The following is a 12330-nucleotide window of genomic DNA, read 5'->3' as shown; positions in this document are numbered from 1 at the left end:
AATGGAATCATGCGGTCAGATCACTTGATTCTCGCGCAAGTGTGTATTGGTACTAACAGAGGAACGATTTAGTGATAATCACGAGCAAGATGAAAAGAACGAGAATGGCACCTGTGTTTGTAAATCCTCCGCCGTAACCGCCGCATCCATAACCGCCTCTTGTATCTTCAACTCCAGACATGGTCATTCCCCTTTCAAGTGGTTGTTTGGCACGCCCTTGCGTACATCGTATATTATGTGCCTTGGGGGTAGGCTGATTGGGCCGATGCCCGGTAAAGTCAGAAATTAAAGCTTTTGGGCAGCTAAAACATAAAAGAACCCTTTGTATATCCGTAGACATGAAACGTCGCGGTTATACAAAGGGTTCTTATATCATGCAGGGTACAGACATGATCCTGTGTCCCTGATTTATTGAGATTGTTGTAACTTCGTTACGGTGTGTTAACTAGGTCGTCTGCAGATCCTGAACTCCACGATAGATGGTTTCATACAGATCTTCCAATCCGGATTCTTCGATACAGGAGAAGGCGATTCGCAGATCCGCTTCACCCAGCGCGATTGTACCGACACCGTATTTGTGCAGCAAGTGGCTTCGAAGTTCTTCAGCACCAACTTCTTTCAGCTTCAGGCACATGAAGTAACCAGAGTTGAAGGGATAATAATCCCATGCATCTTCATACTTGCCGCTATCGAGAATGGCCTTCACCTTGTTGGCACGGCCTTTCATAATCTCGAACTTCTCCTGTTTCTGTGTTTCAAATTCCGGTGCTTTGAGCGCATCCAATACAAAGGTCTGGGAAGGATGCGGGCCACTGGAGATGGTTGCCCGGATAATACCGAGTGTCTTCTGTTCCAATGCGTGCAGAACGGCTGCATCTTCATGGGCATACGTAATGAATCCAACGCGGAAGCCCCATACGAATTCTTCCTTGGTTGCACCATCTACTTTTACAGTCAGAACACGTGGATGAATATTGGCAAGTTTGCCAAACAGGGATTCATGAATGGAATCTTCGAAGAACAGCCCGAAGTAGGCATCATCTGTTACAGCAACCACGTTAACGCCAGCTTCAGCTGCCTGAAGAATCGTGCTCACAATCGCATCTGCTTCTTCGGCTCCAGGCGTATAACCTGTAGGATTATTCGGGAAGTTGAGCAGTACGATCGCTTTACCTTTGTCCTTCTGATCAAGCAGGGCCTGAAGCAAGCCTTCGCTGTTGAAGTTCAATTGATCATCGAACAGGGGATAATGAACCAACTGGCCATGACGACGAATTCCGAAGGTCAGCTCATAATTTTCCCAGTTTTTATCCGGATATATGACAGCGTCCCCTTCATCGGCAAACAGGTCGGCTACGATACTAAGTCCATGGGTTAATGCATTGGTTACAATCGGGTTACCGAACGTTTTACCTTCAAGCGAAGGTGTTTCCTTCAGCATCTTGTCTCTCCAAACGGTCCGCAATTCAGGCTTGCCTGCAGGCGGAGCGTAAGGGTAAAGATCTTTCGGCTGGAATGCAGAGAGCTTCTCCTGGATAACCGGAAGATGCATCGGCACACCGCCCTCCAGAGCGATACCAATCGTTGCATTATAGGTTTTGGCCAAGCTTGCTGCTTCAGCAGATTGACTCAAGATACCTTCTTTAGGGAAATAAATTTCTTTGCCGAGCTGTGACAGCATGGAGTAGACGTGACTGCTGCCTGCCTGAATACTTTCGTTCAACTGTTCAGCCAGTGGATTCATTCTTTTCATCCTTCCAAGTCTTTGGGATTCAACTGCCTAACATTATAACACCTTGACATCCCCCCGTCACGGAAATTACGCAACATGACAGTTATATCGCTTTACCGCGTTGTTGCAGACGGTTTTAAGGTGAAAATTAGCTGAATTTATCCTTGGATGAATCCTCTGAAAATGAATCTTATTGCTGATGAAATGGACAATATTTCCGCATCATCTCAGCGGTTTCGGCATCTCGTCCCTCATTGCGTTGCTCCAGTTGACCACTGATATGATCGAATCGTTCACTGGAGAGATTTTGTCCGAATTTAAACTTGGCGCTGATTCGTTCTGGTACTATTCTTACAACGGCTACAGCTTTGAGGTTGCCTGTGTAACGCGAGTCAGTAGCATCAATGGGCACATATCCGCCTTGTGGCTGGAGTTTCTCCATGAAGCGTTGTAGTACCTTGCCTTTGATGTCCAGATCCTTAACCGGTTCTGCCTGACCGAAGGCCATGACACTTTTGAAGAAAGAAGTCGCTGGACAAGCAAGCTCGGGATCACTGAAATAGGATGGAATCAGGGAGAACTCTTCAGCCACCGTGAAACTGACCGACGAATCCTGCTTAATCTGTTTCATCTTCTCGCCAGCCAGACTGCCGTGAAAATAAAAGTGACCGTCCATATAGACAAAATTCAGTGGTGTAACCCGTGGTTGTCCATCTGGACTGACTGTTCCCAGAAACCCGAAGGAGCACTGATCCAGAAATGTGGTAATCTCCTGTTCTTCATCTACTGTGAATTCTTTCCGTCTCATGTGTATTCCCCCATCAATGAAATATATAATAGAACGCCATATCTTATGGATAACCATAGTTCATACATTGACAATGAAATAGATCCAATTTACATTCACTTTAGTAGGCCAATTGGTCAGGGATCACGAATGAAGACGGATGGAGAGAGGTGCACGATGGAATTGTGGCTACCGATGGATACCTATGAACTTCAGCATCGATACAAGTATGAGGCATTGTACCATGCGTTACGGGATGCCATTCATGCAGGCACACTGGAGGGAGGCACGAGGCTTCCTTCGACGCGCGAACTGGCAAGACAATATGAGATGTCACGTGGTTCGGTAGCTCAGGTATACGACATGCTGCTTGCGGATGGTTATGTCCATGCACATCGGGGAAGAGGTACATTTGTAACGGAAACATTATCGACACAGGAAAACGAGAAACAGGAAGCCGTTCTCAGGCTGTCTCCCTGGGGCGAACGAGTCCAGATGTTGAATACACAACATGATGTCCCACGGGCCCAGATACCTTCACCGAAGCCGTCCATCATTAATTTCCAAATGCAGCGCATGCCAGCAGAACATTTCCCGTTGGCGGAGTGGAAGAGTGCGCTCGCTGCTGTTCATCGGAGTGGTTGGCGAGAACCTAGCGGTGCAGCCGGTGATCCGGAGCTGCGTGAAGCCATCGCCTCCCATCTCAGATGGACACGTGGCATCCAGGCTGATGCATCACAGATTGTATTGTTCAGCGGTTCAATGCAAGGCATCACTCTGCTATCCCAGCTGCTGATTGCAGAGGGGGCAGCGGTTGTATTGGAGAATCCGGGGTATCCGGGCATTGCCCATGCCGTTAAGTCCTGTGGTGGGAACATCATCCCGGCAGATGTGGATACCGCGGGTATTATTCCCCAGCCATGGGTGGCACAGACGTTATTTGTCACACCTACCCGGCAGTTTCCAACAGGAGCCGTGCTGGGATTGGACAGAAGACGTGCTTTGCTTGCGTGGGCCTCGAAGCGGAATGCGGTCATTATTGAAGATGATTACGACAGCGAATTCCGGTGGGGCGGAAGACCGATTGAACCCCTCAAAGTGCTTGATCGTGAACAGCGAGTCATCTACGTCGGTTCATTCTCACAAACGATGGTTGCTGCGTTCCGACTAGGCTACGCCGTCCTGCCACCTGGTCTGGTAGAACCTTTGCTTGCCGCCAAGGCGCTGTATGAACCGGTACCTCCGGCACTGCTGGAGCAGCGCGCACTGGCGAAGTTCATGACCCGAGGAGGTTACCTGAGGCACTTACGGAGGTTAACCCGTTTATATGGGGAACGGCATGATTTCTTTGTGCGAGAGATGCAGCTACAGTTGCCGGAGGCATTCACCATGCAGCTTGGTGATGCAGGACTGCATATCTATGCTACCTGGAATGGCAATGTGGACAGTTATCAGCAATTTAAAAAGCTTGCTGAGGAGGATGGCATACTGTTCCGTGATGGAGAGCGATATCGGCTGACTTCAGGTCATCCGGCGGCCTGCTTTGCTTTTGCACATCTGGAGAAAGAAGAGATAATAGAGGGAATCCGGCGAATGCGGCTAGCCTGGGAGAAGTGCACATTTTCGTTTCAGTGAATTCCGCTGTATAATGGGATAAGACATTTCGCTCCTGTAGGAGCAGAGATTATATATGAGCAAGTTGGATTGAATGATGCTATACAAGTTGAACTAATTATTTACACGAAAATGTAGAGGGCAGAAATAACCTGAAGAAGCGGAGCGTTCGCCTAAAAGCTTTCTGAAGGAAAGCTACATCGGAAGCATACGCTATCGTCAGATTTTCACCTTTGAAAAAGTGAATCAAAAAATCTGGGGATAACAGCGATCGGAAGGTTGTTCTGTCATCGGAGTGGCAAGTGTAAATGTTCTTTAGTTCAATTTCTATAGATACTGAAATACATATGGCCTTGATTGAAGAAGTGAGATTCAGATCAGAATGATGCCATATGCAGAGAGATTAACTATCAAGGGGGAGTGGCGACATGCTGCAGGCATCGCCGTCATCATTTGTTATTTTGCCCGCTGTCGCCAAAATTGTCTGTGAACCGGGCTGGAAGTGGCAGAAACGGGAAAAACCGATGCAAAACTATGATTTATTTTATGTATGGAGTGGTGAAGGAACGCTTGTACTGAATGACCAGTCCTATGAAGTTGGGAAGGGTAGTTGTTTTTTGTTCAGACCAGGCGATCATCCTACGGCAACACATAATAAGCAAAAACCGTTGGTACTTACGTATATTCACTTTGATGTGGACGAGCCTGTTACTGATGTTCCCCAGTCCTATCGTGAGGTACAGGAAACGGTGGAATTTGAGCATTTGTTGGCACGTTATGTAAGACTGTTCTTATCGGATGTGTACGGACGTGATGAAGAGAGTCGATTGATTCTAAAACAGCTGATGATTCATTTGCTGCGCGCCGATACGGAAGAACCTGTGGAGAAAAAGGTTAGCAACCAGTTATCCGATGTGATCCAGGAGGTCGCCAATTATGTGCGTCAGCATCCCGGGATTACGCATCGGGTGGAAGATCTGGCTGCACGGGCTGGCTTATCACCCCGATACTTCTCGATCAAGTTCAAGGAACTGGTTGGATCATCGGTGCAATCTTATATTATCCGTATGCGTATTGAACGGGCAGAACATCTGCTGGTGCATACCGGCATGAATGTGACCGAAGTGGCAGATGCTCTGGGATACCGGGATATTTTCTTCTTCAGTCGTCAGTTCAAGCAGTATACAGGCAAAAGCCCATCCGAGATTCGTTAGAATTCTGATGGGAAGAACATGACAACGTTTCAAGTCTGGAACGCAAGGGTAATTATCTAGCATTCCAGATGACCAAAAGGGGGAACTTGTGATGAACGGAAAACGTCGGGTCCGCAACCGGGGATGCTCTACGAAGGGATGCAATATTTTCCGGAACCGTCTGCGCCGCTTCAAACCGGCAGAGGACTTGCAAGATGTGTGGTTTTGAGGAGAACTCAGCAGACCAATAACGACGGAGCATAGCTTCGTACTGTATGTATACATGGATGAATATGAATGCATAAAGAGGATGGCGCAATACCTGGTTACAGGTGCTGCGCCATCCTCTTTATTTGCGTATGACTCATTAGTTCTTCGGTTTCAAACGACCAAGCAATGCGCCCATTTTGACCGAATCGCCTGGCTGTAAGCCCGGTTTCGGTTCGAATGTGCCACTCTGCGTCAACAGAACAACAGTGGAACCGAATTCAAAATAGGCCAGATCATCGCCCTGTGCCCAGGTACTTGTGTCCGTGTCCGCATATTGTATGCTACTCACGTTCATCGCACCTACTTTGACAACCGCCACTTCACCGTAATCGTGTGCGATATACGTAATGAGCCGTTCGTTTCGACTAAGCACGGATCTCATATGGGTCAGGCCAAAGTCATTCACGGGATAAACTTTGCCTTTGATGTGCTCGCTCTCTATTTTGCGGCCGCTGACAGGTGCATGAATGCGGTGATAGTCGCGAGGGCTGAGATAGAGGACGAACCCGTAGCCGTGCTTGTACTTCTCCAGATGGGGAGAATGGTTTAATAATTCAGCAAGTGTATAATTTTGTCCCTTAACATTCAGGAGTGTCCCTGCAGATATCGGACCGGCTGCCGTAATCTTGGCATCGACCGGACTGATCAGTGCATGCTCTGAAAGTTCCAACGGGCGCATGCCCGGTTTTAATTTGCGGGTAAAGAAATCGTTCAGTGAACGGTATTCCTTCCAGTCTTTCTCGGCCTCCTGAACAGGGATGTCGTAGGTCCGGACAAAATAAGGGATAAATGCCTTGCTTCCCCGGCTTTTGGAGAAGGCTCCCACAGTCCGGGAGATCCATTTGCGCGAAGAAAGCTCGGTCATTAATCGCAACAGCGTTTTTGCCATGAATATCCCCCTTAGGGTTAATGCGAACTTCAAGGCCGGCATGACCGGCCGTTCTGCATAATATTGACACAGAATGCACGCGAAATCAATATGATCCCCTATCGTATGTCTGCGGTTGTCTCGGAATTCTCGAATTCTGCTCCAGCAACAGACGTCCATAGGCCATCGGTTTACTGTATGTGGTCTTCCAGTGTTCCGACATGCCGGCTTTACGAAAACCGTAGCGCTGATCCCGTCCATTGCATTCAATAAAATAGATCTGGCCGCTACGCGTAATTCCGAGATCAAGGCCCAGATCAGCCAGGTGTGGCAGACTGGCGGCCAGGTTTTGGGCAATTCGGAGTGCAACAAATCCGATTCTGTGCTCCAGTCGAGCCAAATCGAAGTCTGAATATACTGCTCCAAGGGCCTCCGCGAGCTTCATGACTTTACCGCCCTGGGCGATGTTGGTGACAAACGTATGAGCAGGAGCGGCTTTGGCAAACATGCCTGTAATTCCCCACAGACCATCGCTACCACGCTGTACGGATACCCGCAGATCGACCGGCCTACCCTCATAACGCACCAGCGGGATACGTTCTTCAATGAGGTAGGCATGACGAAAGATACGCCGTAGGGTGGAGGAAGGAAGCTGTCCTTTGCTCAATCGGAATGTAGCCCATCCTTTGCGTGCAGCTTTTGTCTCACAGGTCAGTTTCCACTGTCCATCTCGCTGAAAGACTCGCATAATACCATGACCAATACTGCCACTACAGGGTTTGATGACGAGGTCATCATAATGTTCCATCATATAGGTCAGAGACTCAGGCGTAGCTTTAACTGCATGGGGCAGATGTTCTCGCAAGGCGAAGTCCTGATGAAGCATGTCATGAATGTGATCTTTACGGTACCGGTTGCGAACGTTGAATACCTGAATACCCTGCAACATCAGCTTGGTGATCTGATGCTGTTCCGCCCGGCGAAGCTGGAGTGATCGGTTATGAATGACGGAGGGCAATGGCATGCGCTCACGGACATATTTACCTTCCTTTTTTACATAGGCAACACATGTCTTACGATCCGAATCAATATCTTCCAGCCGCAAAAAGCAGGGAGTTAATCCATAACTGGCCGCTGCCTGTTCATAATTCGCGAGTGATTCCTGACCGGTCCTTCCGGCCGGTATCCCCCGGTACATGCGTGAATCGAACATAATGCCGATCGTTTCTTGGGGCATGACCGTTCCTCCTTCGATGTTATCGCGACATGGATCGTCCATTCATGGAATGCCGGCCTGTCACCGCATGGCTCTGACATCGCGATAACGCAGACCGGTGTGTAGATGCATAGCCATGCACCAGTGTTTGCTTAGACATAATATTCTATGACATGACTGGGACGGGGGCGTGGACAGCCGCCTTTCCACTACCACCCTGACACGCCTATTTCCACGAAGCTCATCGAACCTTCCTGTCTTGAAGCCTGTACATCCGTGCTCTGGAATCTGCAAAAGTCACAATTGAAGTGGCAGATGCCCATATGGAAGCATATGATGCCGGAGACGAACGTTAGAGGAAGGAGCAAGCTGCATGAGTAAAAATGGCAAAAAGAAGGTTCTGACGCCGAAACTGCGGCATGTGAGCCCGAAATTCAAGGAATTGGAACTGACTGATCGCCGAGTGGATCCAACAAAATCAGGGCTGATACCGAATAGGGGAGAACGCCTGAATACAGATGTACCTGCTCCCAAGAGCATTCAAGATTCAGCTGAAGCTTCTCCCGAAAGTACAGAGGTTCGTTCAGCTACGAACGAGCCTGTGCAAGAGAAATTGGCTGACACCCCGAAGCCTGAACCTGTAGAGTCAGTGAACCAGGAAGTGAGTGCTCCAGTGGTCACGGAGAAAGAAATTCAGGTAAGCAGTATTGCTCCTCTTTCCCTGGAAGAACAGAGTAGCAAGAAGGAGACAAAGAGCAAGGATCGGCTAGAGATCCTGAATCAGAATCAGATGCCGGGACATACCGGACACTACATCTACACGGATGATCTCAGTGAGTTCGCTGTTACGGAGAGTCGGCTGGCTCCCTTCTCGGTGGATGCATCCAAGCTGAAACCAGGTGCTGTCGGAAGTGAAGCGTTACAGGATTATGCAGTGACCAGCATCCACATCGCGGATGGTGCAATTGTATCTGCGAAACTGGCAGAAGCGTCTGTATCGGAAGAACATCTGATTGATGGCTCCGTGTCAGGTCACAAAATCCGGAATGCTTCCATTGGTGGGGATAAAATCAGGGATGGCAGCATCACTTCGCAGAAGCTCGGCAATCAAGTCATTGATTCCGCCAAAATTGCCGACGGTTCCATCAATACAAGGCATCTTAGCCGCTTGCTGGTTACCGAAGAATTAATCAAAAATCATGCGGTCACTGGTGATAAGATTGCCATCAGTGGGATCGAGACCCGCCATTTATCGGGTGGAGTCATTCATACATCGAAGCTGGCTGATGATGCGGTGACATCGGCCAAAATTCGTGAGGGTGCTGTGACGGGCAGCAAGATTGAAGAGCAATCCATCGAATCACACCACATTCAGTCCGGTGCAGTTAAACAGGCACATTTGGCGGAAGGGATTGTGGGGCGTTCCCAACTGTCTGCCAGCAGTATTGGAAGTGAGCAGATTGAGGACGGGGCGATTCAGACCAGACACATTGCCGAGAATTCATTAAGCGGAAGGCATCTGGTGGATGGTTCCATCGGCTCCGCTCAGATTCGAGCGCTCGCTATAGGCAGCGAGCAGATTGGGCATGGAGAAATAAGCAGTGAGCATCTGGTGGATAGTGCGGTCAACAGCAGCAAGCTGGCAGACCAGTCTGTCGGAACAGCGAAATTGCTGGAACAGGCCATTACGGCTTCCAAGATCGCTGACCAGAGCATCATTGCTTCCAAAATTGCCGATGAAGCCGTACAAGGTAAACATCTGGCCAAAGGGTCCATTCGTGCAGAGCATATCGCGAATCGAGGCATAACCCCTGTGCATGTGGATAATTCAGCCATTCACTCGATTCATATTGCTAGTGGAAGCATTGAAGCTTCTCATTTCTCCGCGGGAAGTGTGTCTGCTGAGGCTTTGGGCGAAGGTGTCGTGCTGGAGAAGCACTTGGCCGAGTCATCCGTAGGTACATTTGAATTGCAGGACGGAGCGGTAACAAGTGCGAAGCTCGCGGATACCAGTGTTACAGCCGAGAAACTGGGGCCTGCCTCTGTCATAAGCAAAGCATTGGCTCCGGGCAGCGTAACATCGACCCATCTCGCGAATGGAGGTGTTACAGGTGCGCATCTGGCTCAAGGCAGTGTAGGTTCCGAAGCACTGAGACCTTATTCTGTGAAGTCCGAGCACCTTACGGAGCACTCGGTGAGCACACCCCATCTTCAACCGGGCAGTGTTCATACGGAGGCGGTGTCTCGCGGTGCAATCACTACGGATAAAATGGCCCCGGGCAGTGTGACCTCAGCCCAATTGGCTGGAGGGTCCATTTTCCCGCCGCATCTGACGGACCATGCGGTTACTTCTCCTAAACTTTCACCAGAGAGTGTCTCTACTGACAAACTGGCTGACTTGGCAGTTACATCAGCGAAACTGGCCGATGGCAGTGTTACTTCTTCTAAAATCCTGGCTGAAAGTATCGTCGCCAAGCATATTCCTGCCGGAACGATTCGTGGTTATCATCTGAAGCAACATGCCGTTTCCCTGGAGCATCTGGCTGATGAGATCCGGTCGCCGGAGTTGTTTGCAGATGGCAGTATTACAGGCAACAAACTGCGGCAAGGTACGTTGTCTTCAGAGCATCTGGCAGCAGATTCGGTAACTGGAGTGGAATTACAGCATGGTGCGGTAAGCAGTGATCACCTTCAGCCTGGTTCGGTCGATTCCATTCATCTGGCTGGAGGAAGTGTAACATCGGATCATTTGGCTGCTCAGGTCGTGAACTCCCAACATCTGAAAGAAGACATTATTCATGGAGATCATATCGTAGGGCAGGCAATAACATCACAACATCTCACGCCATCCTCTGTGCAAACAGATCATCTGGCGCCTTTATCCGTAACGGAAGCACATCTGCAACCAGGTCTGATCAGTGGACTGCATCTTCAGGCGGAGGCGCTTGGCGCAAATCATCTTCAGCAAGGAGCGGTACAATCCCGCCATGTGCAGGATGGGGCGATCCTTCCTCACCACATTCAGGAGCGGAGCATTGGTACTTCTCATCTGGAAGAAGAATCGGTGAGTACGATTATTTTACAGGAAGAATCCGTGACCCGATCTAAACTGGCGACAGGCGGTGTAGACGGAACAAAAATAGCTGCGGGTGCGATATCGAGCAGACATCTGGCATATGAAAGTGTGCAATCGATTCACATCGAAGAAGGAGCGATCCGTGCGGATCACATTCAAGAGGGAAGTATTGGTGCGCTTCACTTGGAAGAGGAAGCGGTAAGCACGGAGCATCTTCAGGATGGAGCAGTAACGGATTCCAAACTCGCTGACGGTAGTGTGGATGGTAGTAAACTGGCCGCAGGCGCGATATCTTCTGTGCATTTGGCTGACCATGCGATCGATGGCAGCAAATTAGCCGAGGGTGCGGTATCAAGTGTTCATCTTGCAGACGAAAGTGTGCAATCTTCTCATATTGAAGAAGGCGCAATCCGTGCGGATCACATTCAAGAGGGAAGTATTGGTGCGCTTCACTTGGAAGAGGACGCGGTAGGTACGGTTAACCTCCAGGATGGAGCAGTAGCGGGTTCCAAATTGGCAGATGGTAGTGTGGATGGCAGTAAATTAGCTCCAGGAGCGATATCCGCTGTGCATTTGGCTGACCGAGCGATTGATGGCAGCAAATTAAGTGATCAAAGTATCACTTCCAGTCATTTGAATGCAGGTATTGTGGGTACGGCACATCTAAGTGAAGAGATCTGGAATGCCATTCGTCAGGTGAGTGCAGATACACTGGAGCAACTGGCAGAGCTGAAAAGGCAGGAAGCAATGCTGGAGGTTCAGCAGCTTATGCAGTCGGTAGGTCTGGACAATGAAGCACTGTTTGGACTGGATATCGGTAATGAGACAGCAACGAATGCGCTGGCTGGTGTACTGGAACTGCAGGATCAACAGACACAGCCTGAATTTGAAAATCAATATGATCAGCAAGAGGCTCAAGCCGGGGCTGAATTCTCTACAGAATGGACAGAAGAAATTGCGGAATCTGTAACAGATGAAAGGACTCAATCCGTTGTTGATTCAGTCGAAACGTCGTCAGGATATGCTGTTCAAGTGGAGTATAATCCAGAACCTCAATCCATTACACAGGAGCATCTGTGTGATGATGCCGTGGGCAGCAACCAGCTGCAATCGGGCGCAGTTCAGGCCAAACATTTGTCCTTCCAGCCAGTTCGTAGCGTAAGCAAGCAACCTGTGGTACAGCAATTTGGAATGGAAGCTTTTGTACTGCCAGAGAGTGAAGCATGCACAGAGGTAACCGTTGTGTTTGAAGAGTCATTTGCTTCAGAACATTATGTGATTGTAGCCATGAGCAATGACCGGGGATTTCAGGTATCTCTTCTCTCGCAGAGTGAGGATGAAGCGGTACTGGAAGTGTCACGTACGGCAGATTGCAAGCATACGTACGGATTGTTGTCATGGATTGCTGCAGGACCTTCGCAAGCATAATACAGCCTTATATAAATAAAAGATAAATGACAAAAGCGGTGCCCAGAGTTGTCCGGGACACCGCTTTTGCATGAGATAAGCTTGATCCGTTCGGACGGTGAGGGGTGTCTGAACGTTTCGTTACAATTTAAAATGAGTTCATTATA

At 49.2% G+C, this 12330-nt stretch carries 8 protein-coding genes; 3 read left to right on the top strand and 5 right to left on the bottom strand.

Annotation, left to right across the window (positions count from 1 at the left end):
- Window positions 1-52: 52 nt before the first annotated feature.
- From MKX75_RS23620 to MKX75_RS23610, 3 genes are all read right to left on the bottom strand, one after another.
- Window positions 53-181 (bottom strand): hypothetical protein, encoded by a 129-nt coding sequence (locus MKX75_RS23620; protein WP_017692471.1) that lies wholly within the window; start codon window positions 179-181, stop codon window positions 53-55.
- A 264-nt stretch (window positions 182-445) separates the two neighbouring features.
- On the bottom strand, window positions 446-1744 hold the full coding sequence (locus MKX75_RS23615; RefSeq protein WP_339170571.1) for an aminotransferase class I/II-fold pyridoxal phosphate-dependent enzyme: 1299 nt from the start codon (window positions 1742-1744) through the stop codon (window positions 446-448).
- Window positions 1745-1922: 178 nt separating this feature from the next.
- Entirely contained in the window at window positions 1923-2540 is a 618-nt protein-coding gene (locus tag MKX75_RS23610; RefSeq protein WP_145151586.1) for a pyridoxamine 5'-phosphate oxidase family protein, read from the bottom strand.
- A 156-nt stretch (window positions 2541-2696) separates the two neighbouring features.
- On the opposite strand from MKX75_RS23610, the gene MKX75_RS23605 reads away from it, so the two are divergent.
- Window positions 2697-4154: a PLP-dependent aminotransferase family protein gene (locus MKX75_RS23605; protein ID WP_339167088.1), complete on the top strand. Its 1458-nt coding sequence runs from the start codon at window positions 2697-2699 to the stop codon at window positions 4152-4154.
- Between the two features lie 407 nt (window positions 4155-4561).
- Window positions 4562-5347 carry an AraC family transcriptional regulator gene (locus MKX75_RS23600; RefSeq protein ID WP_062837905.1) on the top strand — a complete coding sequence of 262 codons (786 nt, stop codon included), beginning with the start codon at window positions 4562-4564 and terminating at the stop codon, window positions 5345-5347.
- Window positions 5348-5693: 346 nt separating this feature from the next.
- Here MKX75_RS23600 and asd read toward each other — a convergent pair whose 3' ends face one another.
- Window positions 5694-6485: an archaetidylserine decarboxylase gene (asd, locus tag MKX75_RS23595; RefSeq protein WP_062837904.1), complete on the bottom strand. Its 792-nt coding sequence runs from the start codon at window positions 6483-6485 to the stop codon at window positions 5694-5696.
- A gap of 85 nt (window positions 6486-6570) precedes the next feature.
- Window positions 6571-7701 (bottom strand): YheC/YheD family protein, encoded by a 1131-nt coding sequence (locus MKX75_RS23590; RefSeq protein ID WP_339167085.1) that lies wholly within the window; start codon window positions 7699-7701, stop codon window positions 6571-6573.
- Window positions 7702-8053: 352 nt separating this feature from the next.
- On the opposite strand from MKX75_RS23590, the gene MKX75_RS23585 reads away from it, so the two are divergent.
- Window positions 8054-12184, top strand: coding sequence for a WIAG-tail domain (locus MKX75_RS23585; RefSeq protein WP_339167083.1), 4131 nt, complete (start codon window positions 8054-8056; stop codon window positions 12182-12184).
- Window positions 12185-12330 lie beyond the last annotated feature (146 nt).

It is taken from the genome of Paenibacillus sp. FSL R5-0341 (assembly GCF_037975235.1).
GTDB lineage: Bacteria > Bacillota > Bacilli > Paenibacillales > Paenibacillaceae > Paenibacillus > Paenibacillus amylolyticus_A.
Note: the sequence above shows the minus strand (reverse complement) of the source record. Positions and strands in the feature narration are given on the sequence as shown.